We start from the raw sequence: 23276 nt of genomic DNA, 5'->3' as shown, positions 1-23276 counted from the left end.
GTTCCTGCCACAGGCGGCGGTACTTTTCCACCTGCTCGCCAAACCATTCCTTTGCTTCCTCCACGGTCACGTCCCATCCGACGGACAGGAGCAACGCCCGTTCCCCCTTCTGGTGCTGAAGGGCATGTTCTGCGTGGGTCAGGGGAATAGCTGAGAATTCAGGCTTGTGGGCGATGCCGCCGTTTGATGCTCGTTTGACGTGGCAGGCGGGATTACGAGGTTCGCCGTTGGGCCATTCGGAAAACTGACCGCTCAGGCAGCTTGGGAGGGTGCGTATCCATGAGAGAAAGGCTTTGTCGGTCACAACCTGTCTCTGATGTAGTCGTAAAGCTTCTGACCAGTGTCGATGGTATGCGTCTGTCCGTCCGGGAAACGGACTTTCGCCTGTGAAAGCCCGTCGCGGTGGTGATACCATTCAAGCCACCACTTGATGGTCGGATGGGCAGGCAGTTCATGCGATGGCGTGGCGGCCAGTTCCAAGGCCCGGATGATAGCCTCTTCTTGCTTCCCGCCCAACAGACAGACGGGATGTCCGTCGAAGTGTTTCCCGATGTCCTTGCCCATCTCCTCCGTGGCGTTTCGGAGGTCGATCACCGCCTGGAGGATGTCGCGGAAGGTTTCAAAGTCGATGTGGCGGGTCATTGGGCTTCCTTTCCAGGTCTTTCAAGGCCCGCCGGAGGTAGGGGGCCGGTTTGTTAATCCCGGCCTCCCAGTTCTCCACCACCCGCACACTGATTCCAAGGCGGGAGGCCAGCGCGTTTTGTGTCAGCCTGTTCCTCTTTCGGAAATCCTTCAAGTACGCCCTCCAATCTTTCACGACTGGTCTGTTCGGGTGGTTCATCATCAGTCACATCTGCTTCGTCAGGGTTGGGAACGCTTCGTTGCCTTGGTCGAACCGGAGGCGGGCGACGGGCTTGTCTTTCCTGTAAGCATTCCATGCCTTGAAAATCAAGGCAATTTTGTACGCCGTCGCCTTGTCCCCGCTGTTGTTTCTGGTCATTGCCGAGTCACCCATCGAGAGCTTGTTCCTCAACACCAAAACGGGGCTGGTCGGCTCAAGATTCGTGCCGTCGTTCAAGGTGTTGAAAAAGTTGTCCACTCGCCAAGATTCGTTGGTTTCCAAGGTTAGAATGTAGTGGACAAACGCCGCGAGGCCGGGGCCGGCCATCTTCCTCACGTGCTTCAGACCGATGACGAAACTCGTGGACTCGAACGCCTGGGTGTTGTTCCTGGCCTTGTCCAATAGCTCCTGAGCCGTCAGCCGGACCTTGGCGCCAGACGTCGCCCATTTCCACATGTCCCCGTCGGCCTTTTCATACCCAATCGCCAAGCGGCAGAGAGCGGCAAGCGTGGTGTTGTTGGTGTGGCCGTTGAAGTGGAAGATATCGGAAATGCTCCGGCTTTTACCGCTGTCGATGGTGTCAACCGCCTTGTGGTCGAGGCCGGTCAAGACCAGCATCTCCACCGATTTGTTCGCCATGACGACGGCCCAAAGCCGGTGCTGCCCGTCGATGACGTTCCCCTTTGTGTCAAAGCGGATCGGATTGCCGTCGAACACCCATTTGTTGTTTTTGATGTCGCGGATGATCTTGTTCACGTTTGAATCGTCGAGTCGGCGGCTCGAGAAATTGCTTTTGTCCAGCCAGGCCGTGGCTTTCGCCGGAGTGATGGTCATGAGTTCGGTTTTGATTGTCATAAAGTGTCCATTCCCCTGATGAGCCGAGGAGCGCGAGAGGCATCGTTGCCCCGAATTGACCGGTACGCGAATCGGTGGGCTCGGTCAAGCGGTTTTTACGGGCTGTCACCGCCAGTCCGTCTCATCCCAATTCCCCTTTCCATGATTGCAATCCTCACAAAGCGGCTGGAGGTTGTCCAGCACCAAGGCAAGTTCGGGGTAGAGGCGCCGCGGCTTGATGTGATCGACGTGAACCACGACGCCGTGCTTCCTGCCCCTGCCGCAAAGAGAGCACTGAGCCCCATGCTTCTTCAAGGCCTCGTACCGCAACTTTCGCCAGGCGTAGGAGATCAGGAACTCGTCCGTTTCGACGGGGGGAACATACGGTGTCTTGGGTTTTGGTTTGCAGATGACGAGGTTTTCGGGCGGCTGCAAGATGCCAGTCTGACGGTACTCCTTCAGGTGCCTCACGGCAGTCTCCGGGTGGATCTTCGCCCACTTCGGCAGCGTGTGGCCCTTCAGCTTCAGCATCGCCCGGTACAGGCGTTGCGGGTTGCAGATGTTACCGGTTTTCACGCCGGCGGCTTGCAGTTCAAGAATTTGTGTCTTCCATTTTCCGTTCATCGGTTTGGCCATGTTTCCTCGCTTCCTTTAAGGTGTTCGTGGGGAGAGTGAATGCAACAAGATTCAAGATTGTGGGGAGGCAGAATAACCCCTTGCACAGCAGAACAGCTTGACTGTCTTGCCTACAAGGGGTTAATCCACCAAGTGCAACTGAGTTCTGAGTTGCGTTGTCAGCAGCTGCTTGGCGGAGGCATGCCATCTAATGGCGGGACAGGCAGGTTTTCCGATGACTCCTGTCCACCTTTTCCGTTTACCTGTCTTTCGACACCACGGGGTTCCGTCCCCAGCACCAAGCAGCTACCGGGGCGGCATCACATTTATTCAAGGTTTTGCTGCGGGGGTGCTGCCCGGTCATGTTCCCGGCGCCGACACCCAATTGAGATTGGGCAGCTATCGCAGCGGGGATGAGGAAATTGGTTGACCGAAGGAGCCGAATGTGGCAGAAACGTGGTCAGTTACTTAGGCGTGCCCCGCAAAGACAACGCTTGAGTCAGCCCGGTGTGGAGATGATCCCGCCGGGCATTTCTTTTGGCTATCACAAATTTACACAGTCAGCAACCGAAAAGAATTGCTTCCTTATGCCTTCACCTTCCCGTGGACGGCTTCGTACTCTTCCAGCCACTTCGCCTCATGGGACGGAATCCGAATCGACGAGCATCTGTCCCGCACCCACGCCATGCGAACGGCCTTCCGGCGGTCAAAGTCCGGGTCTTTCTCCACAGCCTTCAGCGGTTCCAATGACTCGCGTTTTATCCGTGCCTCGAAGATGGCGTTCGTGAAGTAGGAGAATGTGCCGATGTGCGGGTTTTTGCCCATCAGTTGCTTCATGGTGGGCAGGATGTCCTTGTCCATGTCGGCGCCGTCGTTCAACCAGAGCTTGATGGTCACGATGTCTTTGTACGCCAGTTTCGGGTTGTACAGCAAAGCCAAGTCAACCGCCGGTGAGATGTCCATATTGCCCCCTGATGTTGCTCGGACGGTAGAGCGACTTGCTTGATTGGTCAACTCATTTGTGCAACCACTCCGGCTTCTTCCCCAACTGCGGGTAATGGTACTTGAACAGGATCGCGTTCGCGGCGTGCATGACGCGGTCCAAAGACATGATCTTCAACTCCGCGTCGGAATAACCCGCCTTCTTGAGTATCTGCTTCGCCTGCCCGAAGATGTTTTCGTCCCGAAGCTCGATGGCCCGGTACGTGAACACATCCTCGGCCCGCTTGGCGAGCAACACGGACAGCCGGTGGGCGACGGAAGACGGCGAGCGGTTCATGAGCATCGCCGTTTCCTCCTGGGATCTCCCCGCCGCGTGATGACGCAATAGCTCCATGTCGGAGGCGTAGTCGTACTTCCCGGCCGTATATGAAGGGGCGGGGACAGAGGGAATCAGGCCAAGCACCTCGGCCCGGTGCTTGACGGCGTTAAACCCGAGTCCAAGTCGGTTTTTAATGGAAACGATGGTGTCGCCGTTTTCCAAGCCGTCCTTGATAATGCGATCCTGCCAGGGCTTCCACTGGATTTTCGCCTTGCTCACCACTTGTATGTCTCTCTGTTCTCGATTCCGTCCGCCACTTCCTTGCATACCGTCCCTAGCGCTTTCTTGGTTCTCTTGAGTTGTTCGTTCAATAGGTCGATTTGTCGTGATTTGATTTCGCAGCAGGCCAGCCAACCAGAAAGGAAGCCGATGCCAAGGCAGGAAACACTTGCAATGGCGAGCAGGTAGAGGTCAAATCCCATCAGTCCCCTGTCCCGAGTTCGGTGACGTTCTTCCGGCCCACCAGATGAAGCTTGTACCCCGTCTGGGCTTCGAACAGCCGCCATTTGATTCTAAAGACGTCGGTCAGGCAGCCTTTGGCGTCGGAATAGACCACGCGCCCGTTGGCCAGCCGGTAGCGGAAGTCGGCGATGTAGTCGCAAATGTGCCGTCCGTGAGCGGAAAGGGGTATGCGGGGCTGGAGTTCCAACTGAGTGATCTTCCCGGCGGCCTCGCAGGAACGGAGGAACAGATAATGGTCCCGTTCCAGGATGGAGTCGAAGGTGAACCCCATACAGTCGACACGGGTATTGCCGTATTTGCTCCGGCGGGGTTTTTTCAGTTCCTTGAGGGGAAGGGGCGGATACTTCACCGCCCGGCTTTCAGGTCGTCGATCTGCTGCTGGAGCCGGTCAAATTCATACTGAACGATGGTGGCGAGTGTCTCGGTTTTGTCATCCACGAAAACAGGGGTGTTGGGTCGGGCCTTCTGTCGTAACTGCATCATCAGCCGGTCATGGATCGTCGTGCGCTGGCCGATGATGTTCATGGCTTGGTCCTCTTTGGGCGGCTGGCATCCCATGCCAGCACATGCTCGCGGTTGAACAGCCGGAAAGAACCGACCTGAAGAGCTTGCTGAATATCCCCTTTTGAGACATGATAAGCGAAAGTCTGCCGGGTCAGCCCGCATAGGCGAGCCGCGCCGGCCATTGTAACCAGTTGATTGTTATCGTGTATTACCACTGTCTCTGACATATGCAAAATAATGCTTGTGCGAAGGTTTTGATTGGTCTACTCTGCACTTAAGCAAACGGACTGTCAACAACTAACAAGGAGGTGTCTGTGCATATCAAAACTCCCTACTCCGTAATAATTTCACTGACCGTCGGGGCGACAATTGTCTTCCCGCTGGGCGTGTCGGTCGTACTGGCTGACGTGCTGAAGCGTGAGGAATCGGCAAACGTCGCCTTCATCCCGCTTGAGGAAGCTTGCCCAGATCGCTCGGATTACCTGTGCGTGCTTGCCGAAGCCCAAAAGGAGTCGCGTCATGGAAAACAATAACATCCTGTCCGGGACGGAACGCTTGCTCCGCACCCCGAACCCCCTCGCCGCCGACATGCCCCGCGTGGCGACGCTGATCCGCGAGTATCAGGAACGGAACGTCAAAAGCCCGGAGCCCCGCCAATGAGCGGCGTTGTTCAAGGAATCGGCGTCTTCGTGATCCTGCTCACGATCTGCGTGTGTTTGAGCCACCTGATCGAAGACAGGGAATTGGAATCCCACCCTGTCGTTTACGAGAGGATCATGTGATGGTAAAAACCAAGCAATTCGCCGGCCGGTCGCAATCCACCATCGCTTTCCTTCAGTTGGGTTTGGCGGTGGATGCCCTCCTGGACATGGACATTCACGAGGTATGCAAGGCCGACATCACTGACGACGAGCGGAAGCCCATGCTGGCATCCGAAGCCCTGACAGAACTCAGCAAGGCATTTCGTGATCTGGCGTTCGTTGCCGGGAAGCACGAGAGGGCCATGAGGACTGATATTTAACTTAAAATTGAGAAAGAGGTGATATGACCAAGATTGAATCGAATGCCCAATATTCCCGCGTTCCACACGTTTACGCCGCGATGCTTCAGATGACCGCCGAGCTGGCCAAAGCGGGTGTCGGCAAGGACAAGCGAAACGCCGATCAAAAATACAATTTCCGCGGCATTGATGACATCCGGAATGCCATTGCCCCGCTTCAGCACGACTGCGGGTTGCTCATTTATCCCAAGATGACCGGCCGTGAGGAGAAGGAGCGGACCACGAAGTCCGGCGGGTTTGCCCTTCAGGTGATCGTGAGGATCGACATGCACTTCGTCAGCACGACGGATGGCTCCGAAATCGTCAGTCAGTGGGAGAACGAGGCGGTCGATTACAGCGACAAGGCCACCAACAAGGCCATCTCCCAGGCATACAAAACGGCTTGCATCAACACGTTCAACATCCCGACCGAAGGGGAGGATGACGCGGACAAGGAGAAGCCGGAACTCAAGAGCGGCAAGCCCGCTGCGTTCCCCTCCCCCGACGTTCGGGAGCAATTTATGTCCAACTGCCTCTCCGCGTTCGCCAATGCCAAAGACCTGACGACCCTGAAGGACATTGAATCCCTGAATCATGACAAGCTAGTGCTTGCCCGGTTGAGTGAGGATGAAAAGGACCGCGAGGTCGCCGTCAAATGCTCCGACGCCTACACGACGGCCCACCGAAGAATCAAAGCGGCACTGCCACCGGAGAAACAGACGGTCGAAAGCCGCATGGGCAAGGCTCCCGATGAACTGACGTACTGAGGAGTGGACCATGACCATCGAAGCACACGATCAAGCCGTCATGGATGCCTTCGCCTCCGTCCTCATGTGCGAGGATATGCTGCGTCGGCACAAGGCCGAACTGGAAGAGGCGGTGAACCGCCTGCGGCCCGTCATCAACCGCGCCGAGGCCGACCTGGACAAGGCGTGGGAGGCTGTCTCCGAACTCATGCGCGAGTCGGGGGAATATGAGATTCTCCTGCCCGGCGCCGCGTCCGATTACAAGATCACTTATTCCCAAGGGACGGAGGTGGTGACCGGAGATCCGCAGGCCGCCCCCGACGAATGGGTGAAGACAGAGCGGACGCTGAAGAAGAAAGAACTTCTGGCACATCTGAAGCAACTGCGGGAAAACGGCGAAGCGTTGCCGAACTGGGCGAATCTGGAGCGGACCCCGGCCAAGTTGGGCTACCGCCTGATGAAGAAGTCAGCATGACCCGCTCGCTCGACTTCCCCGCCATTGTCACTCATGGCCGTTTGCCGGAGGAGGTGGCTCGACAGATCGGGGCCGTTCTTCGGCAACTGGACGGCAAGCGGGTTGTGGTGTCGGTCAAGGAGGCAAAGCGTTCACGCTCAAAAAATCAGAACGCTTATTATTGGAGTTGCGTCATCCCGCCCATCGTTGACATGTTCCGCGATGCGGGCAATTATGCCGACGCGGAAGACGTTCACGAGTTCCTCAAGTCCGAGGTCGGCAAGCTGAAGCGGGTGTTGGTCACTCCGGACGGGGAGGTCAAAACGGCTCCCGGATCGACGGCCAAACTCAACACGATGGAGTTTGAGGTTTACCTGGAGACGGTGCGGGCATGGGCGGCCGAGTACCGGATTGAGATCCCGTTGCCCAATGAAGCCTTAACAACCTGAAAGGACGATGTATGGAAGAAGAATACCTGCTGAAAGTGAAGGACGCCAACGGCAAATGGCAGACCTACGGCAACTGCAAGAAGAACCAATATGGCAACTTCCGGGTGTCCATGAAGAACACCCAAGCGTTGAAGGATTTGGTCAACCAAGGGCCGGAATGGCTCAATTTTAGCCTTTTCTCGCCACGGACGGATGACTCCCGCCCGGTCGAACAGCAACGCCAATCTGTTGATTTGTCGGATGAAGTGCCATTTTGAACCAAGGAAGGAACCACTGCATGACGAAACTTTTGGGCCACAACAAAGCTGGCGGGGTCGCCGCTGATCAATTGCGATCCATCATTGACCGCGTGGAGCGGTTGGAAGAGGAGAAGGCCGGGCTGGCCGCTGACATTCGGGACGTTTTTGCCGAATCAAAAGGCAACGGATTCGACGTGAAGGCCATCCGCAAGATTCTCAAGCTCCGCAAGATGGACGCCAAACAGAGGGAAGAGGAAGAGACGGTGCTAGAGTTGTATATGTCGCATCTGGGCATGCTGCCGCTATTTGAAAGCGAGGATGAATGACAATAGAACTCGCCACCGGATCGGTCTGTTTCACCCAGGAGTCGGATTCATGCGGCGAGGGCATTCAGGCGCTCGACGTCTCCATGGAGGACGCTGGGGCCGGGAAATTCTTTGTCATCAAGACCGACCGATGGGCGTTCGACAAGATCGGGGACCTGGAGGCACTGCTGGCGAAGGTAAAGCAAATGTTCGATCAAGGTGATGGGGAATGAAGCCGCTCCACCTCATCTTCCTCCTCGCACTGGCCGCTATTCTTTACGCCTCATTTGTGCTAAGCCGGATGTCGGATAACTGGTCATTCGGCTACGGGTCCGTTTACCGGGAGCAAACACTTTACGAGAGGAGCATTCCATGATGAGATTCGCCTTCTTTCTCCTGGGATGCCTGACAGGTCAGCTCCTTTGGAATTGGCTGGTTCCATGAAGCAAATTCGCCTCATCCCACAACCAGACGGCTCCTTCATCGACTGGGGCCGAAACGCGACGATTAACGGCGTTCGCGGAGAAGGACCGGCGTTTTGTTATTATGGCGAGGCTGCGGAGGTAATGCGATTGGTTCTGAAGCATTTGAATCCAACCGAAAAGGCAAGCGGATGAGCGAGATCGAGGAACAAGTCATCACCGGAGTGACAACACTCGATTCCATGTTCCCGATGCAACTACTGCACACAATGGCAGTCCTTATCCGGTGCGACGATTGCGGCATCGGTGAAATGACCCCGACCGGCATCATGTTCATGACTCACCCGCCCCAATACCAGCATAAATGCGACAAATGCGGGACGGAGCGGACGTTCGACGAGCGGTATCCGAAAGTCATCACTCGCACATGATCTGCAATCCCACCATTTCATGCCGGCCCGCCGACATCCCGGTCATCGAGCGGATCATGATGAGGCTGTATTTGATGACCAGAGACGAGCAATGGGCCGAATCGGCGAGCAGGCTGCGGGAGTTGCGGGACGGGCTTTCGTGGGCAGACAGGGTGAGCGGGACTACTCGGCCAGAAGGTCCACAAGTTTCTTGAGGTTCTTGATCCCGCCCAACTCTGCCGCCAGGGCTTTTACTTGAGCAACAATTTCAATCGGGTTGCGGGCCGGCGTCAGTTTCGCTTCTTCGGCCACCTTCTCGCGCTTCACTCGTCGCTTCGCCTTGTTCAACTGGCCTTTCACGAAGTAGATGAGCGTCGGGGTTACCTTGATGCCCTTCGCGCCCAGGCCATCAATGATGCCCTTTGAGTCGGCGCCCGGATTCTCTTTCAAGTAATCGCGGACAGCCTGCGATCTGTTCAGAGGTTTGCCGTTTTCGGAAGTGTTGGTCTTTGCCATGTGATGTTCGTCCAAGGTGTGCATGTGGCGGGCTAAGGCCTTAGTGTACTGACAAGCGATATTGTTGGCCAATTGCGCGGCATCGCAGAGTGATCTTGGGGTGTTGACATCGAGGGGGAAGTCCGTCACGTTTGGGCGGCCAACCGAGGTGGGAGAAACACGCTCGGTGGCCTAACCAAGAACGAGATGGAGGATCGCCCATGGCTGACGCCACATGTAGCACGATGAACGAGGAGCGCAAGGAAGATTCACGAGCCTGCACCATCAACGGATGCGAACTTCCGCTCCTGGCCAAGGGATGGTGCAACACGCATTACAAGCGTCATTACCGGCGAGGGACCGTGATACTACTCAAAGAGTCTGACCCGCTTCTGAACAGATTGCTGCGTCGATACAGTGTCGATGAAGCCACAGGGTGCTGGATTTGGACTGGATGCCGGACTGATTCAGGGTACGGAGTGTTCAGCGTCAAGAATCGAAGACGGGCCGCACACCGGTTGCTGTTCTCTTTGCTGAATGGTGAAATTCCAGTTGGAAAAGAAGTCTGTCATCGCTGCGACTGCCCGCCTTGTGGAAATCCAGCGCATCTTTTTCTCGGAACGCATGCGCAAAACATGGCCGACATGGCAAAGAAGAAGAGAGGATTCACTGGTCGAATGCTCTCCGATGATGCCGTTCGTCAGATCCGCTCCGAGTACGCTCTGGATAAAAAATGCCTCTCCAGACTTGCTGATCTGTACGAGGTTACCCCCTCATCCATTTGGAACGCCGCCACCAGAAAAACATGGAAAAACGTGATCTGACTGGAGGAAAATCACGGTGATTCCGGGTCCGGAATGATCGACCTTTGGGTAACAAAGGGAAGAGGTGTATAGATTACCATATCAAATTTGACTTATGGGTTTCGACTGCGTATTATCCAGCCGAATCCTCTCCAATCCCCCTGCCTGAATGCTCAACATTACCACCATCAAGGGCGCCACGGCTGCGAAGTCCTACTACGGCCAAGGTGGTGACTACTACATCGAGGACCGTGCGGTTTCCCCGTCCTGGCACGGCAAGCTCCGGGACCGGCTGGGCCTGCCCGAGGAACTCCACCACAACCACTTCATCGCCCTGTGCGACAACCTCAACCCGCACACCGGCAAGCCGCTGACCGGGGCCGTGAAGGATGACCGCGACATCGGCCGGGATTTCACTTGGTCGCCGTCGAAGTCCGTCACGCTCGCCGGTCTGGTCGGTGGCGATGAACGGGTGATCGAGGCGGTGAACGAATCCGTCCGGGAGGCAATGGGCGTCATTGAAGCCGACACGATGACCCGAGTCCGAAAGGGCAACGTGCATGAAGAGCGTCGAACCGGGGAGATGCTTTGGGCGATGTTCCCTCATCTGACGACCCGTCCGATCAAGGGTGAGGTCGATCCGCAGTACCACATTCACGCCGTCGTGTTCAACCTAACCCATGATCCGGTCGAACGGGAATTGAAGGCCATCCAGTTCCGCGAGGTGAAACGGAACGCTCCTTATTACCAAGCCGTGTTCCAATCCAAACTGGCCGGAAAACTTCAGGACATGGGCTATGGGATCAGAAAGACGAAGGACGCTTTCGAGATTACCACCGTCCCGGAGCGGGCGATCAAGGAATTCTCCCGCCGCCGCGCCCTCATTGAGAAGGTGGTGGAGGACTACGGTTTCACCAACCCGGAGAGCATTGCCAAGCTCGGGGCGAAGACACGGGAGCGGAAAGCCGAGGGGCAACCTTGGGCCAAGTTGCTCGAAGGTTGGGAGAAGAGGCTGTCGGCTCAGGAACTGGACGCCCTCCGTCTGCACCCGGTCCCTATACACGCCCGCACACTCGACCGCTCTGCCCAGTCGGTGGACTACGCCCTCAAACATCTGCTCGAACGAAGCTCGTCCGTTTCACAAAGGGAGTTGGCGAAGGAAGCCCTCCGGTATGGCATGGGCGATGTGACAGTCGAAGGCGTCTTCAAAGCCATCGGCAAAGCCGACCTGATCCGCAGGGAGGTGGACGGGCGGCTGATGGTCTCCTCGCGGGAAGTGCTGAACGAAGAGAATGCGTTGGTCAGGTTCGCCATTGAGGGGCGTGGAAAGTTCCGGCCCCTCCGCAAGTCTGGGGTGGGTGGAATAACCCAACCCCACCCCAAAGGCTTGACGGCTATAGTTGCCGAAGCTGACAGAATGCACCCTGCCACACTCCAGCCGTTCGCACAACCAGTTTCTCTGGAGCCTCGGGCGGGACTCGAACCCGCTACGAACCGGCCGCGTTCGCTTTTGACGCCGGGGGCAGGACTTGATCGAGGCTCTGCCTTATCCGACACGCGTGTCACCATCCACGCCGCCGAAGCATCCCCTGACACTGTCACACTTTCCTCTTCCCAGCAAGCGGCAATCAAAACCCGATCAAATAATTTCCCCCATGCCGATCAGGGTGTTGCCGATTCAACACCGCCTCTTGCCTCCCCTGAATCAAATCTTTCTCCCACCCAACGCTCTGCCGCAATCCACGTGTGGAACTCGCCTGACCGGATCATCATCCTGCGGGGGTTCGCCGGGACGGGCAAAACTTTCCTCACCACCACCATCCTCTCCAAGATCGACCTGCCGACGATCATGCTAGCGCCGTCCAGTGAGGCCAGCCGGGGTGGTCTGCGTCGGGAGGGCTTCGAGGGTGCCGACACGCTGGCCCGGTTCCTCGTGGATGACAAGTTCCAAGAGCAAGCACGGAACGGTCTGGTCTGGCTCGACGAAGCCTCGCTGGCTGGCGGTCACGACATGGCACGGCTGGTTAAGTTAGTTGACTCACTCAATGCCCGACTCGTCCTCTCCGGCGATCCCCGTCAGCACAAGAGCGTTGCCCGTGGGGACATCCTTACCCTCTTGGAAGAGAAGGCCGGACTCCCCGCCGCTTCCGTCTCCGAGATCCAACGCCAACGTGGCAACTACCGCAAAGCTGTTGAGAAACTGGCCAAGGGCGAGATGTACGCGGGCTTCGTACAACTGGACGACCTCGGGTGGGTGCATCCGATGTGCCCCGAAGACAAGTATGGCGATGCCGCGAGAGAATACGTCCAGGCAACGAAAGCCAACGAATCCGTCCTGCTCGTTTGCCCCACTCATAAGGAAGGGGCCGCCCTGACAGAGCGTGTGCGAAAGGAAATGGGCGCCGCCGGACTGCTCACCGGGGAAGAGCGAACCTTTGAAGTGCTGACCCCGACCAACTGGACGGAAGCGGAACGCTCCGACCACAGAAATTACCAAGACGGCCACGTCCTCCGCTACGTTCGCAACGGAGGCGGGGTTCGAAGCGGGACCAAGCTCGACTTCAAAGAAGGCATGGAGATCAAGGACGCCGGGGCTTTCCAGGTCTACCGCCGGGAAACAATCAACGTCCGGGCCGGTGACACCCTCCGCATCACCGCCAACCAACAAACCAAGGACGACCACAAGCTGAACAACGGCTCGACGTATCAGGTGAGGGGATTCACGAAGGACGGCGACATCGAGTTGAACAATGGCTGGAAACTTGGGAAGGACAGCGCCATGTTCACCCACGGCTCGGTCCTGACCAGCTACGCCGCACAGGGAAAGACCGTAGACCGCGTTATCGTCGTGCAGGGCGACCAGTCCCAACCCGCAAGTTCCCAGGCCCAGTTTTATGTCTCCGTCTCCCGTGGAAGGAAGCAAGCCTCCATCTACGTGGACTCGAAGAACGACACGCTGGAGGCCATCAAGCGGGACGACAAGCGGCTCCTGGCGAGTGATTTGGTCCGAAAGCCTCGCAAAAAGATCAGGGAAAAACTCAAAAGGCACATCGCCTACCTTCGGCAACTTCCAACTTTAATTGGCTCCAAAGCCAAAAATATGGTAATGGGGCGAGGAAAGGATCAGATTTCGCATGGCTACGAATAAATTTCTTGAGAACCTCCGTGGGGCGAAGGAAGTCAACGAAGTTCCCGTCCCGAATGATGACGACAGCATCGAAAGCCCGGCAGGCGACGGAAGGGATTCACGCCATCAGGTTTTGGCAGTGCAGCTTGTCCAAGCCTCAAGGAACGCCCGTGCTGTGCTTTATGGCTCGATCACGAGCACCATCGACTACGACCCGAGCAAGGGCATCTCATGGGTCTTTGAAAGCGAGGACGGTCAAGAACGCGTCCTCATCACCGGTAGGTTGCTTGACCGCCTTTATGATCGCCTCTGTTCGGGTAAGCGCGAGGTGGCGAGAGTCAACGGCGACACCATCACGGCGATCACATTCGAGAAAGTAGTTCAGGATGGTTGATCCAAATGGCAGAGGTGCTTCCATGTTGTTCCACGCACGGCCTGCCCGAGCGTTCCCCTGTGAACCTGAAACTCCCTGGCGAGAGAAGCCAAAGACTCTCCGCCTCGGAAGCGGCGTTTGCTCTCCATAATGATGTGATTGGTCAGCTTGGAGTTGCTCATCGTCTCCCCGACCCTCACTCGGTCGTTCCGGAACGCATCCTGACGATTATCTAAATAGGTCGCCCATCGAAGATTATCCGCCCGATTGTTCTCCTTGTTGTCATCCCAATGGGCGGCACATGATTTTGGTGTCGGCGGAATTCCATGAAATGCCGTTGTGACCAAGCGGTGAACTTGAATCGTCTTTGAAATTTTGTCTCGAACCAAACTCACGTGCAAGTAACCGTTTTTTGAACGACCGGGAGTCAAAAGTCGCCCTGGATTTGTGTGCATGCCGCTGGCCAGTCTCATAATCCTACCCAGTGAGGAAACGGCGTAATCGGGATAGCCTGGAGCCTCCACCCATTGCTCGGATTCTGTAGATGCCGGGGGCTCGATTCGGCGTTTGGGTAGCCTGGCGCGGGGGGCTCGGGGACGGCTTTTACGCTCGCATTGCCCGGAACAGAACTTCTGACGTGTTTGAAGAGTGCGGGTAGGCGGGAAAAATTCCGTTCCGCATCGAAGGCACTTCTTGCCAGGAAGAATAATGGCTGTTATTGAGCATTTAGGCATAGGCAGGTCCATCTGCTTGTGGTTAGAGGCCGCTCGGTGCTAGAACACTGCAGCGGCTTCGTTTCTGGCAGACTTTGCCGGAATTGTCAAACGGGGATTGCAAACACCCTCATGAGGCACCGTTTTCACCTTTCATCTTGGATTGCTCGAAGGAACGGCGCGTCAATTGCTCCTGATTCGCCCCGTTCCATAATGCTTGCGAGTATCGCTCGCTTTCAATGGATGACCGACTTGAACAATACAGGAGCACACCGAATGTTGAGCACAATTTTGCGCAGTGGCTTGTTGGCCGCATTTCTCATGGCCACGACGGCGATGGCCGCCGAACCCGTCAAGGCGGGCGGTCATTTCCGGGCAAAGCAAGTGATCGGCACCAAGATTTTCCTTAAGGGAGGCGACACCGGAGTCGGCACCGTTGAGGACATTGTGTTCGATGCCGCCGGGAACCTGGAGTATCTGATCGTTGACAACAACGGCAAACTGGTGACGGTCCCCTTCGAGGCCGCCACGTTCGACATTGAGAAGCGAACGGCGATGGTGCCGTTGACGGTCGAGCAGTACAACGCCATCCCGACCTACACCACCACCACTTACCCATCGTACTTCACCCCGACGTACCGGACTGAAGTGTACAAGTATTACGGCCTGTCCCCCCGTCCCCTGCGTCTGTTCAACCGTTAAATCGTCTTCATGACGGAACAGGCCGCGAGTCGGGCGTTAATGCCGCGGTTCGCGGCCTGTTTTCATTTGCACCCACCACCTGCATGTGGTTGAAAACCGTTTTGCCGAGATTGTCAAACGGGGAATGACAAGGCAGTCCCTACCATCCCATCATTCGCAGGAGGCGGCGGCCCCAACGCGGCCGAGGGAAGACCGATCGATGACGGCATGCCACCAATCCATCAACATCGGCCACCACCACAATAGAGACGTCACCAAAGGTCCATTGGTGGATTTGGTACTCCCTGACCCCTTGATGCCATACCCTCTTCCCCGCATTGTCTGAATACCTGACAAAGCTTTTCTTCTCTGTAACAAGCAATGCATCTGTCCATCGTAGTCCAGCCGGACCACCAAGCAACTTTTCCACCTCGGCTAGGGGCATGCCCGGTTCGATGAGCGCGAGATCCGCTTCCGTCAGGTGCTCGCGAGGAATAGAAAGCCACACAGCGGCAGCTATCATGAGCAACATCACCACCCACAACAGTCGGCGGGTCCGGCTTCGGATTGTTTCGGGCCTCATAAGATGGCTCTGTCTGTTTAAGGGCAATTTCACTTCGCCGGAATAGCTTTTTTGCCGAACGTCTTCAACTTGGCCCTCTGGAACACAGCCAACCCGTATCCGAACCCGTCCATCTCTTTTTCGCCGCTAAGTCTGCTTGTTAATAATGACCCGTCTCCGTCATCCGCGACATTGATTTGCATAACGCGGGTGGTGTGCTTAGAGGCGGTGACAATGACCACGAAGTACGACGAGAAGTCAATGTTCGGCACCTGTTCCTTTGGACGCCACGCTTTCCACAGGCCATTGAAGGCCTGATTGCTCACGATTAACGAGCCTATCGGTTTCTAATTTTCCAAGGCCGGATCGGCCACAACACCCGACCAACTGACCGCGGGCCGTACCTGCTCGGCGGCAACCGCCGGACTGGCCAAGATAGCGATGATGGCGAATTGAACGGTGTGACGCATGTCAGGCCGGGGTTGATTGGGCCGTTTCGTGTGTGAGAACCTGGGCAGCGTCGGGCCAGGGTTTGGCAACGTGACGCTTCGCCGTAAGACTAACCGACTGAACCGCCAGCCGCAACTAAGAACCCGGCGCCGGGCGTCATGGTGGGACGATAGACAAGGGTGTCTGCTCGGGCAAGCGGGAGCTGGTGAAGGTCGACGGGGACGCGATCACGGCCATCATGTTCACGAAGGCTGAGGAAGAGCAGTAGCCGCCTGGTTCGGCGGCGCACGCAGACAAACGACTCAGTCCTTGAGTTTGACCTTCAGTTCGGCTGCAAAGGTCACGCGCTGGATGGTGATTTTCATATCGAGTTGCTTGTCCCTCAACCACCCTTTGCCCACGCCGGTCCCGATGATATCATTTCTAAACTTATCTACGGCCAAATCCCTCAGGAAGCTCATCGTCACCCATCCGTCTTTATTGACCGTCCCCTCAACCTGAAGGCCGTACTTATTGTTGCCGACCCACAATTCACCTTCGTACTTGTCCCCGTCTCGTTTCTTGATCGTGAACTTGGCGTCTGAATTGAACTTCTCGACCTTATTCCCCCCCTGCGGGATCTCCTCTCGGACGTAAGTCCCCTCCCACACCGAATCCTTCTTCAGCAGTGGGGCGCCGGGCTTGGCACCGCCGGCCTTGAGCTGTTTATTCTCCTCTTGGAGCTTCTCGATCTTCAGGTTTGCAGCCTCCAGCTTGGCTTGCAGAAGTTCGATATGCTGCTTGAGTTGCGTGACATCCGCATCTTGTCCGCGGGCGTTCGAAGCCGAGGTTAGGGTGAGGAGCAACACCGCCAGCTTGATGAAACGAACCATGAGCTTCCTTTACGTCACACGACCACCAAAATGAAGACTGTACCGCGCCCGACTGCCGAACGCAATGACCGAACGGCTCCATCGGCGAGGTTGACGGCCCGGACGGGTTCGGGAGCGTCACCGGCTCCCGCCTTGGCTCCGCGGTCGGGGAGTGAGGGCGCTCCGTGTCGCAGTGCGGCATCGGCGGGGGTAGGAACGACGGGGCCGGTTCCTTGATCGGGGTCGGCTCGTCCGGGATGGGCGGCGGCAGTTCTGGGGGTTGGTCAGGATCGAGCCGGAAGGGGTCGAAGCGACGAGCAGTTGGACGACTGGATAGGGCAGGCGGTGGAGTTCGTCTCAACGCTGCCTGCGGCTTGAGGGGAGGGCGACATGCGACGACGATAGACGAATGGGGTTGCTCGGGCCAGGGGAGGTGATGAGTGAGCAATTAATCGATGACGGGGATCACGTTTGGGAAGTTGGAGGTAGAGCAGCGGGGTTAGGCACGGCAGATGGTTCGGAGTCCGGCCCTTCTGTCCCAATTTGCTGTACCGTCACCGTGCTGTCCTCGACCCTCTCCAACCCAGACGCCCTGATGAACCGCTCGATGCCCTCGCACGCTTCACTCCAGCATTGCTGACCCTCCGGGTTCAGCAGCGCCAAGGACTCCATCCGTATCTCCCAAGCCGGGGACTCTGTCCGTCTGTTGGCCGAGCAAATCTCTGACACCCAGATGGTAAACCCCCGTCCATCGATTCGCTCCCATGGCGGGCCGTCGGTGTCACGCATGGGTCGGTCAGAACGTCGGAGCTTTAAAGCTTTGCGGTACGCGTTCCAGTCGTGAAGAAACCGCGTGCCCCGGAATTTGAAAGAGGCTTGGTGGACTGGACGATTACCTGCCATTGTCGTCATCCTTTCACCGCTTGCCGAACGCCCAAGCTCATCGGCCGCGGCAACCGATGCAACTTGACACCCTGGCCAACCATCACCGTTGCCGCAGTCTGCTGCAGCGCCGGGTTCGGCTTGTTTGTGGCACTCCCAGGACACCCACATCACCGGCCTGGCACCAACCGGTGGGAAATGCAGGTCCGGGTCGTCGGACTGTATCAGACCCAGCAGACGGCGGCCGTACAGCCGGTGAACCCACGAGGCACTGGCAATCACGTCCAGCACGTCCCACGTTCGCACGGCCAGCAGCCGAGCGAACCGATCGAACCGCCACAGCACCAGAGCCACGCCGCCCGCCTCCGGGACATCCAGGTCGCCCAGGCAGTCGTTGAGGGCGTCCAGGTTGTGCCCGTAGTAGGCGGGGAACTCTAGCCCAGTCGCGAGTGCCCGGTGCATGTCTGCCTCGGACGCCCACTCGCCGCAGTCGAACGCGGGGCAGCGGTAGCCGTAAGACTCCAACGCCGCGATGTGCCGCCGCAGCCGCTCGGATGGGCCGTACAGCGCGACCGGGCTGTTGAGAAGCAACAGCCGATCCATCCGCAGCACGTCGTCCGGGTGGACGCAGTGCGGGTTGGTGGGATCGGTTCGGAAGCTGCTCATCCGCTACGCCCTCTGCGGCCGAACTTGTTATTAGCTTGCGTCCCTGCGCAAGCTATCGCGGCGTATCCCGTCAGTGGATAATCGCCGTAAGTCGTTAGTTGCGGGATACCACTTGCGTCAATCCGGCAAAGGCTAAACGCGCAATCTAACACACTAACTGCACCTTGCGCCCATTTGGGCCCGGCCTCAACCACGTCTGGCGCATTCGTTTTGCAGAATGGCTTGTCGGCTGCCCCTTGAAGACTTTACCGCGCCGGGCAGTTGGACACAATGGGAGCATCGGGTCAATCTGGGGGCAAAGACGAAGCGGAGCGCACGCCGCATTTTCCAGGGTTTTAGTCAGTCGGATGGCTTGTGACTGGCCGCATCCGCTCTGCCTTGTCCTCCCAGACTGCCCTTCGCCGATGGATGAAGCCCCAATCGCCGTCACGGAATGCGAACCAGCACTGCGTACAAAGCCAGATGTATCCCTAGAGCAGACGGGGCCAGCGGCATGACGCTCCCGGTTCCAAGCAGTTGTGGCAGCGGCGGGGTTTGGTCACGTCAAAACACCGGCTCGTTATTGATGATCTCCATGAGGGTAAGCGGCTGGATGTCGGGGATGTCCAGATGCAAGGCCTCAAAGTGGCTGTCCTGCTCGTTGGCACATGCCGCGTAAGCGTTGAAGTGAATCCTTGTGCCAAGATTTCCATCGTAGCTGCGTTTTTCCGCCATGAACGCGATGTTCGCCGGGTTGATGACATACTGGCCGATGTGCTGGAGTTTGGTCATGAGCGGTACTCCTCCGGCAGTTGGTCTAACGCCCATTTCAGCGAACTAAACGCATAAGCACTCATGCCGCTTTGGTGGGTCATGCTCTCTTTAATCGCACTCGCCAGCATGGGCACGAACTGGGCATCGCTGGCGGCGATGGCAGTTTTGGCATCTTCGTAGAAATCCTGACGGGATGACTCGGGAACTCCGTGCCACGTTTCGGAAGGGGCATACCATGCTTCCCCCATGTCGGCTTTGTGCTTATTCCAAAGCGCTTCTGCCGCAGCTTTAACCTGTCTGTCGTTGGTCATTGGCTGCCTTTCTCAATGTGGTTCATCAAAAACTTGACGGTCTGGTTATGGTTGCAAGCAATTTCCCTTGCCGCCTTGAGCGTCATCAGGGCCGACAATCTTGCTCCCGTGTCATCGCAAATCCATGCCTTGTTGGGATTGCCGGATTGACTGACCCGCCAAAGCATTTCGCGGCATTCGGCGTCAGTCATTCTCCATCTCCATTCGCACAAGTGAACGGCACATCCCCTTCGTGGTGGTCACCGCAAACGCCGCACTGGTTGTCATGGGCGAGTACGGCGTTGATCTTTGCGATTAGCTCAAGCCAGTTGTCGCTTTCAAAGTCCGATGCATCATAATGCTGCATGGCAAGCTTGCGAACGTCACGCAATCCCGACTCGTACCGTTGGCTGTCGGCACGCCATGCATCGAGCAGGGTTCGTAGCCCAGTAATTTCCTGTTCCGGGGTCATGCGGCCTCCTTGATCTTGCGATTCAGCCCTTGCAGGTATTCCGTAATCGGAACCGCCTGATACTTCTCCGTATTGACCGCCTCGGCGACGTGCCGGAGGAAGGTTTCCGCAAGTGCTTTGCCAGTGGCTTTTTCGGTGATTACCCAGCTTGGGGATGGATTGCTCATGCCACCATCTCCCCGTAAATCTCCACCACCTTCTTCCGTGTCCGCAAGCTCTCGAACCCCCGCGATTCACTCGCCGCGTCCATGTGGTGGTCGAATTGCTGCAACGACTCCTCCATGACTTCCTCCAGTCGTTCCATGTCGTGCAGGCTCGGTGTCATGCCGTTGGCAATAAACTTTGAGAGCATGAAGGTGAGGGCGTCTTCGAGAATGGTGTCGAAGGTGTCGAGTGTTTCCAGTGCGGCTTCGGCGTGGGTGTCGGGTTGTTCGTTCATGGGGCGAGTCCTTTCGTTGTTGGCATGCTGACGCTAGCGCGATTTGCGCGTTCGGTCAAGCGGTTTTTTAATGGTCGATGTCGATTTTTACACGAACAAAGGCATGGCAGAAATGATCGTCGTCCGGGTGTAGATCATGCCGATGGCCCCGCCTCCGAACCATGCCCGGTAAGTCTCAATGGCGTGCGGGGTGATCAGTTCGACGATTGCGGAGTAGAGGTTGGCCTCCCGCTTCACGCCGGTGACTCTGATGCGTCCGCGTGTGCCGAGGTGTTTCGTGGCGTGGACATGGATGTGTTGGGCTGGGGTCATGGGGTGGTCTTTCCTTGGATGAGGTGGCTTGGGGACCGTCCGTGAAGACGGCCCCGCCGGCTCAGATTGCGAGCAGATTTTCTACTTGCTGCACCCGCTCCCCGATGAATCGCATGCAAGGGACGGCCATGCTGTTTCCCAGCGATTTGTATCTCGGCCCATCGGCGGCAGGCTTCCCACGATTCGGGACCAGCGTGTAGTCATCGGGAAATCCTTGGAGTCGCTCGCATTCCCTCGGTGTGAGGCGGCGAACTGACATCAGTTGCTGAATGTAGCTCTGCTGCTTCATGCCCGTTTCGGCAGCCAAGGCCCCCACGATCTGTCCGTCACCTCCGATGTACCGGAGTTCGTCGCGGGTGTTCTGGGCGAATGCCACAGCCCCCGCGCCGATTCCCGCTCGGCCGCCGTTCGGTGTCAAGATGGCGTTGGCGATGCCGTCTTGGCGATACTCAAGTTGGTGATCGTCTCCGCGACCGCGAATTGCCAACGTGAATGGTGTCACCGGCACGAGCGGGGTTCCTCGACCCGTTCCGTCCTCGCTGGCATCGAACCCTTCTCCCCGTAGAGCGTGGGTAACAAAGGTCGTGGTGCATTCGCTGTCCGCACCTTTCTGGTAACGGGCTGTCAGAGCCGTGGCAATCAGGCTGTCGGCAGTGTCAACGTCTGTTCCGGGCGGTCGATCTCCACCCGTGCGGTTGCCTCCAGCGCGGAGTGTAGGGCAGACGGTAGGTTTTTCCCCCTTTGCTCGGCGCGGCGTAATATCCCCGAGCAAGCTTTCGCGCTCAAAAAGTACTGCTGCGGGAGGTCGCCAGTCTCCAAGATATCCGACAACGAACACACGCCTGCGTCTTTGTGGCACTCCGAAATGCTGAGCGTCAAGAACCCGGTAGGCGAACCCATACCCGCATTCAGCCAACCCGGCGAGGAAACATCCGAAAGCACTTTCTTCTGTGGCTTCCCATTCTTGTCCAGCCTCCAAATCACCCGGCGGCATGGAATCGGAGTAAGAGGACAGGACACCGGGGACATTTTCCCAAACCAGCCAGCGGGGGCGAAGCCTTTGAGCCAGCCGAACAAACTCAAGGGTGAGGTTGCCTCGCTCGTCAGCAAAACCTTTGCGAAGTCCGGCGACCGAGAAGGCCTGGCACGGAGTTCCTCCGACGAGAAGATCGATAGCTGCATATTCATCCTTTCTGATGGTGGTGAAGTCGCCGTGAAGCGGAGTTGAAGGGTAGTGGTGCTGGAGAACGGCACGGGGGAACGGGTCGATTTCCGAGTAGAATGCGGCTTGCCATCCGAGCGGGTGCCAAGCAACGCTGGCGGCCTCGATCCCTGAGCAGACGCTGCCGAAGATGAGTGGTTTTGACATGGGCGAACCTTCCTTGGTTAATCAGCGAGGTATCGAGCGTGAAACGCCGGATACCTCTTGCCCATCGGCGAGATTGGGGGGGAGTCGGAAAGCCCTGACCGGCGGGAGGGGAATCACCCGGCCTGCACGGAGTGCAGCGGAGGAAGTCCGGGGACACCCGCCGGGAACCGAAGGCGAGCATAGCGAGGGGCTTGGAGACGGGAGGGGCAAAGCCCCTACTTCTTGCGTTAGAGACTCGAAATGGCGGCGAAGCCGGTCCCAACGGGACGGTAGCGAAGCGAACCCTGTAGAGGCTCGGGCCGAAGGCAACGCCCTCACCCTTTCCCCCCAATCAGTCGTCTCACCTGCCAATGCACCACTGCCGGAAGCGGTTTATCCCTATCTTTCCACCACTTTGTCACTGTCCCAGGACTTCTTCCAAGGTAAAGAGCAAATCGCCTTCGGAACCTATCCCCGTAGATGCGGATGAGATCATCTTCGATTTGGTTGGGGGTCATACGCTTCCGGCCATCTTCTTCTGATTCTTGATGACAGTCCTCTCGCATTGCTGAATCGCCCAGTCCATCTTCGACTCTGGAATCACCTCAACGGAGACGTACATCTGGTTGAACAGGCTGACTTGGGGTTCGGTGCATTGAGCAAGAAAGTCTCTCAACATTTGCCGTTTGAAGTCAGTAATTCGCTGCAAAGATTCGCTCTTCATCCGCTTCCTCCACTGATTTGTTGACGCAATATCCGCACGGAGGATGGATGTGACACGAGCAGCTTTCACCGTAAACTGAGTCATCAAGTTCTTTGCTGCCGGAAGGGTCGAAGAGCCTGTCGTACCTCTTTTTGTCGGGACTCATTTCTCGCCAGATTCGCTCTCGCAACTTTCGAGTGCAATCTCCGCAATATCCGAAACCTGATGCGTCTGGCGTGCAACCACACTTCAAAGCCATCGCCTTCCTCCGTCTGTTCGCCGGGCTTCATTGCCCTTGCGTCAGGCGACCGTAGCGCAAGCCGTTTGCTGCCGCAACAACTAAATTGCACGAGCAATAGAAATAGAACGACCCGGAGAATCAAGGAGTCGCCAATGGGAATCGAATACACCCTCCAGGTAGATCCACCCGACCCCGCACGCATCCTTCCTCTCATCCGCCGCCTGCCCGAACTCCAAGAGACTGAAGAGGGTTTCAACGTCGGCCCATTCGGCAGTGGATGGCCGTCTGCCTCATTGTCCCTTAATCCATTAGGCGTGTATTTCTGCGACTACGCCCGCACAGGCACGCTGCTCGGGTTACTGGTCGCCTGGCTGGCCGGAGAATTTGGAAGCGTGACCGTGTCAGAGCTTTGACCGGCATCCGGTTTGCCGGCATTCCCTCGCCCAAAACAAAGGAAGTTAACATGAAGCCCGA

Annotated in this window: 40 protein-coding genes and 1 pseudogene; 16 read left to right on the top strand and 25 right to left on the bottom strand. The window is 57.3% G+C overall.

Annotated features, from left to right (window positions below; translation table 11 throughout):
* The 11 genes and pseudogenes from BGIM_RS64765 to BGIM_RS65555 form a co-directional block, all read right to left on the bottom strand.
* A pseudogene (locus BGIM_RS64765) lies at positions 1-304 on the bottom strand (hypothetical protein); the annotation flags it as partial.
* The gene (locus BGIM_RS0110285) at positions 301-642 is read right to left on the bottom strand and encodes a hypothetical protein (RefSeq protein WP_020469702.1); all 342 of its coding nucleotides are present in this window, start codon (positions 640-642) and stop codon (positions 301-303) included. The gene BGIM_RS0110285 and the pseudogene BGIM_RS64765, both read right to left, overlap by 4 nt.
* Positions 620-841 (bottom strand): helix-turn-helix domain-containing protein, encoded by a 222-nt coding sequence (locus BGIM_RS68240; RefSeq protein WP_390566153.1) that lies wholly within the window; start codon positions 839-841, stop codon positions 620-622. Before BGIM_RS68240 ends, BGIM_RS0110285 begins: the two co-directional genes overlap by 23 nt.
* 6 nt (positions 842-847) lie before the next feature.
* On the bottom strand, positions 848-1696 hold the full coding sequence (locus BGIM_RS0110275) for a hypothetical protein (protein ID WP_020469700.1): 849 nt from the start codon (positions 1694-1696) through the stop codon (positions 848-850).
* 105 nt (positions 1697-1801) lie between these two features.
* Entirely contained in the window at positions 1802-2311 is a 510-nt protein-coding gene (locus BGIM_RS57265; protein WP_020469699.1) for an HNH endonuclease, read from the bottom strand.
* A gap of 564 nt (positions 2312-2875) precedes the next feature.
* Positions 2876-3253 (bottom strand): hypothetical protein, encoded by a 378-nt coding sequence (locus tag BGIM_RS0110265; RefSeq protein ID WP_020469698.1) that lies wholly within the window; start codon positions 3251-3253, stop codon positions 2876-2878.
* A gap of 52 nt (positions 3254-3305) precedes the next feature.
* Complete coding sequence (locus BGIM_RS49675) at positions 3306-3830, bottom strand: hypothetical protein (protein ID WP_157368744.1); 525 nt, start codon at positions 3828-3830, stop codon at positions 3306-3308.
* The gene (locus BGIM_RS0110255; protein ID WP_020469696.1) at positions 3827-4033 is read right to left on the bottom strand and encodes a hypothetical protein; all 207 of its coding nucleotides are present in this window, start codon (positions 4031-4033) and stop codon (positions 3827-3829) included. The genes BGIM_RS49675 and BGIM_RS0110255 overlap by 4 nt, the downstream gene beginning before the upstream one ends.
* Positions 4033-4422 (bottom strand): DUF1064 domain-containing protein, encoded by a 390-nt coding sequence (locus BGIM_RS49670; RefSeq protein ID WP_020469695.1) that lies wholly within the window; start codon positions 4420-4422, stop codon positions 4033-4035. The genes BGIM_RS0110255 and BGIM_RS49670 overlap by 1 nt, the downstream gene beginning before the upstream one ends.
* Positions 4419-4598 carry a hypothetical protein gene (locus BGIM_RS0110245; RefSeq protein ID WP_157368742.1) on the bottom strand — a complete coding sequence of 60 codons (180 nt, stop codon included), beginning with the start codon at positions 4596-4598 and terminating at the stop codon, positions 4419-4421. Before BGIM_RS0110245 ends, BGIM_RS49670 begins: the two co-directional genes overlap by 4 nt.
* A gap of 326 nt (positions 4599-4924) precedes the next feature.
* Positions 4925-5098, bottom strand: a complete 174-nt coding sequence (locus BGIM_RS65555) for a hypothetical protein (protein ID WP_020469693.1) — start codon at positions 5096-5098, stop codon at positions 4925-4927.
* Between BGIM_RS65555 and BGIM_RS65550 the strand changes: the two genes are divergently transcribed.
* The 11 genes from BGIM_RS65550 to BGIM_RS49660 all read left to right on the top strand — a co-directional run bounded on the left by BGIM_RS65550 (position 5097) and on the right by BGIM_RS49660 (position 8662).
* Positions 5097-5237 (top strand): hypothetical protein, encoded by a 141-nt coding sequence (locus BGIM_RS65550; RefSeq protein ID WP_020469692.1) that lies wholly within the window; start codon positions 5097-5099, stop codon positions 5235-5237. The genes BGIM_RS65555 and BGIM_RS65550 overlap by 2 nt on opposite strands.
* Positions 5234-5359, top strand: a complete 126-nt coding sequence (locus BGIM_RS67795) for a hypothetical protein (protein ID WP_020469691.1) — start codon at positions 5234-5236, stop codon at positions 5357-5359. Before BGIM_RS65550 ends, BGIM_RS67795 begins: the two co-directional genes overlap by 4 nt.
* Entirely contained in the window at positions 5359-5598 is a 240-nt protein-coding gene (locus BGIM_RS0110225) for a hypothetical protein (RefSeq protein ID WP_020469690.1), read from the top strand. Before BGIM_RS67795 ends, BGIM_RS0110225 begins: the two co-directional genes overlap by 1 nt.
* Before the next feature lie 23 nt (positions 5599-5621).
* Positions 5622-6383 (top strand): ERF family protein, encoded by a 762-nt coding sequence (locus BGIM_RS57260; protein ID WP_020469689.1) that lies wholly within the window; start codon positions 5622-5624, stop codon positions 6381-6383.
* A 10-nt stretch (positions 6384-6393) separates the two neighbouring features.
* Complete coding sequence (locus BGIM_RS0110215; protein WP_020469688.1) at positions 6394-6837, top strand: hypothetical protein; 444 nt, start codon at positions 6394-6396, stop codon at positions 6835-6837.
* The gene (locus BGIM_RS0110210) at positions 6834-7265 is read left to right on the top strand and encodes a recombination protein NinB (RefSeq protein ID WP_020469687.1); all 432 of its coding nucleotides are present in this window, start codon (positions 6834-6836) and stop codon (positions 7263-7265) included. The genes BGIM_RS0110215 and BGIM_RS0110210 overlap by 4 nt, the downstream gene beginning before the upstream one ends.
* 11 nt (positions 7266-7276) lie before the next feature.
* Complete coding sequence (locus BGIM_RS0110205) at positions 7277-7522, top strand: hypothetical protein (protein WP_020469686.1); 246 nt, start codon at positions 7277-7279, stop codon at positions 7520-7522.
* A 20-nt stretch (positions 7523-7542) separates the two neighbouring features.
* Positions 7543-7830: a DUF2312 domain-containing protein gene (locus BGIM_RS0110200; protein WP_020469685.1), complete on the top strand. Its 288-nt coding sequence runs from the start codon at positions 7543-7545 to the stop codon at positions 7828-7830.
* The gene (locus tag BGIM_RS0110195; RefSeq protein ID WP_020469684.1) at positions 7827-8042 is read left to right on the top strand and encodes a hypothetical protein; all 216 of its coding nucleotides are present in this window, start codon (positions 7827-7829) and stop codon (positions 8040-8042) included. Before BGIM_RS0110200 ends, BGIM_RS0110195 begins: the two co-directional genes overlap by 4 nt.
* Positions 8039-8185, top strand: a complete 147-nt coding sequence (locus BGIM_RS65545; RefSeq protein WP_020469683.1) for a hypothetical protein — start codon at positions 8039-8041, stop codon at positions 8183-8185. The genes BGIM_RS0110195 and BGIM_RS65545 overlap by 4 nt, the downstream gene beginning before the upstream one ends.
* A 237-nt stretch (positions 8186-8422) precedes the next feature.
* Positions 8423-8662, top strand: coding sequence for a hypothetical protein (locus BGIM_RS49660; RefSeq protein ID WP_020469681.1), 240 nt, complete (start codon positions 8423-8425; stop codon positions 8660-8662).
* Between the two features lie 162 nt (positions 8663-8824).
* On the opposite strand, the gene BGIM_RS0110175 is transcribed toward BGIM_RS49660, so the two are convergent.
* The gene (locus tag BGIM_RS0110175; RefSeq protein WP_238537571.1) at positions 8825-9229 is read right to left on the bottom strand and encodes a hypothetical protein; all 405 of its coding nucleotides are present in this window, start codon (positions 9227-9229) and stop codon (positions 8825-8827) included.
* 128 nt (positions 9230-9357) lie between these two features.
* Between BGIM_RS0110175 and BGIM_RS60260 the strand changes: the two genes are divergently transcribed.
* The 3 genes from BGIM_RS60260 (at position 9358) to BGIM_RS0110160 (ending at position 13460) form a co-directional block, all read left to right on the top strand.
* Complete coding sequence (locus BGIM_RS60260) at positions 9358-9960, top strand: HNH endonuclease signature motif containing protein (RefSeq protein ID WP_084759775.1); 603 nt, start codon at positions 9358-9360, stop codon at positions 9958-9960.
* A 148-nt stretch (positions 9961-10108) separates the two neighbouring features.
* Positions 10109-13087: a MobF family relaxase gene (mobF, locus tag BGIM_RS57250; RefSeq protein ID WP_020469678.1), complete on the top strand. Its 2979-nt coding sequence runs from the start codon at positions 10109-10111 to the stop codon at positions 13085-13087.
* Entirely contained in the window at positions 13074-13460 is a 387-nt protein-coding gene (locus BGIM_RS0110160; protein ID WP_020469677.1) for a hypothetical protein, read from the top strand. Before mobF ends, BGIM_RS0110160 begins: the two co-directional genes overlap by 14 nt.
* Here BGIM_RS0110160 and BGIM_RS68235 read toward each other — a convergent pair.
* Entirely contained in the window at positions 13448-14173 is a 726-nt protein-coding gene (locus tag BGIM_RS68235; RefSeq protein ID WP_390566152.1) for an NUMOD4 domain-containing protein, read from the bottom strand. The two genes, BGIM_RS0110160 and BGIM_RS68235, sit on opposite strands and share 13 nt — an antisense overlap.
* 255 nt (positions 14174-14428) lie before the next feature.
* Between BGIM_RS68235 and BGIM_RS0110150 the strand changes: the two genes are divergently transcribed.
* Positions 14429-14854, top strand: a complete 426-nt coding sequence (locus BGIM_RS0110150; protein ID WP_020469675.1) for a PRC-barrel domain-containing protein — start codon at positions 14429-14431, stop codon at positions 14852-14854.
* A 591-nt stretch (positions 14855-15445) separates the two neighbouring features.
* Here BGIM_RS0110150 and BGIM_RS0110140 read toward each other — a convergent pair.
* The 12 genes from BGIM_RS0110140 to BGIM_RS0110080 all read right to left on the bottom strand — a co-directional run bounded on the left by BGIM_RS0110140 (position 15446) and on the right by BGIM_RS0110080 (position 22582).
* Positions 15446-15721 carry a hypothetical protein gene (locus BGIM_RS0110140; protein ID WP_020469673.1) on the bottom strand — a complete coding sequence of 92 codons (276 nt, stop codon included), beginning with the start codon at positions 15719-15721 and terminating at the stop codon, positions 15446-15448.
* Positions 15722-16147: 426 nt separating this feature from the next.
* Positions 16148-16717, bottom strand: coding sequence for a hypothetical protein (locus BGIM_RS0110130; RefSeq protein ID WP_020469671.1), 570 nt, complete (start codon positions 16715-16717; stop codon positions 16148-16150).
* 444 nt (positions 16718-17161) lie between these two features.
* Complete coding sequence (locus tag BGIM_RS57240) at positions 17162-18244, bottom strand: barstar family protein (protein WP_020469670.1); 1083 nt, start codon at positions 18242-18244, stop codon at positions 17162-17164.
* A gap of 543 nt (positions 18245-18787) precedes the next feature.
* Positions 18788-19015, bottom strand: a complete 228-nt coding sequence (locus BGIM_RS0110120; protein ID WP_020469669.1) for a hypothetical protein — start codon at positions 19013-19015, stop codon at positions 18788-18790.
* Positions 19012-19308, bottom strand: a complete 297-nt coding sequence (locus tag BGIM_RS0110115) for a hypothetical protein (protein WP_020469668.1) — start codon at positions 19306-19308, stop codon at positions 19012-19014. Before BGIM_RS0110115 ends, BGIM_RS0110120 begins: the two co-directional genes overlap by 4 nt.
* On the bottom strand, positions 19305-19499 hold the full coding sequence (locus BGIM_RS0110110; RefSeq protein WP_020469667.1) for a hypothetical protein: 195 nt from the start codon (positions 19497-19499) through the stop codon (positions 19305-19307). The genes BGIM_RS0110115 and BGIM_RS0110110 overlap by 4 nt, the downstream gene beginning before the upstream one ends.
* Positions 19496-19759 carry a hypothetical protein gene (locus BGIM_RS0110105; RefSeq protein ID WP_020469666.1) on the bottom strand — a complete coding sequence of 88 codons (264 nt, stop codon included), beginning with the start codon at positions 19757-19759 and terminating at the stop codon, positions 19496-19498. Before BGIM_RS0110105 ends, BGIM_RS0110110 begins: the two co-directional genes overlap by 4 nt.
* Positions 19756-19926, bottom strand: a complete 171-nt coding sequence (locus BGIM_RS65540) for a hypothetical protein (RefSeq protein WP_020469665.1) — start codon at positions 19924-19926, stop codon at positions 19756-19758. The genes BGIM_RS0110105 and BGIM_RS65540 overlap by 4 nt, the downstream gene beginning before the upstream one ends.
* Entirely contained in the window at positions 19923-20198 is a 276-nt protein-coding gene (locus tag BGIM_RS0110095; RefSeq protein ID WP_020469664.1) for a hypothetical protein, read from the bottom strand. Before BGIM_RS0110095 ends, BGIM_RS65540 begins: the two co-directional genes overlap by 4 nt.
* Before the next feature lie 87 nt (positions 20199-20285).
* Positions 20286-20510 carry a hypothetical protein gene (locus BGIM_RS0110090; RefSeq protein ID WP_020469663.1) on the bottom strand — a complete coding sequence of 75 codons (225 nt, stop codon included), beginning with the start codon at positions 20508-20510 and terminating at the stop codon, positions 20286-20288.
* A 61-nt stretch (positions 20511-20571) separates the two neighbouring features.
* Positions 20572-21879 carry a DNA cytosine methyltransferase gene (locus BGIM_RS0110085; protein ID WP_020469662.1) on the bottom strand — a complete coding sequence of 436 codons (1308 nt, stop codon included), beginning with the start codon at positions 21877-21879 and terminating at the stop codon, positions 20572-20574.
* A gap of 493 nt (positions 21880-22372) precedes the next feature.
* Complete coding sequence (locus BGIM_RS0110080) at positions 22373-22582, bottom strand: hypothetical protein (RefSeq protein ID WP_020469661.1); 210 nt, start codon at positions 22580-22582, stop codon at positions 22373-22375.
* Between the two features lie 372 nt (positions 22583-22954).
* Between BGIM_RS0110080 and BGIM_RS0110075 the strand changes: the two genes are divergently transcribed.
* The gene (locus tag BGIM_RS0110075; RefSeq protein ID WP_020469660.1) at positions 22955-23215 is read left to right on the top strand and encodes a hypothetical protein; all 261 of its coding nucleotides are present in this window, start codon (positions 22955-22957) and stop codon (positions 23213-23215) included.
* Positions 23216-23276 lie beyond the last annotated feature (61 nt).

The organism is Zavarzinella formosa DSM 19928, assembly GCF_000255705.1.
GTDB lineage: Bacteria > Planctomycetota > Planctomycetia > Gemmatales > Gemmataceae > Zavarzinella > Zavarzinella formosa.
Note: the sequence above shows the minus strand (reverse complement) of the source record. Positions and strands in the feature narration are given on the sequence as shown.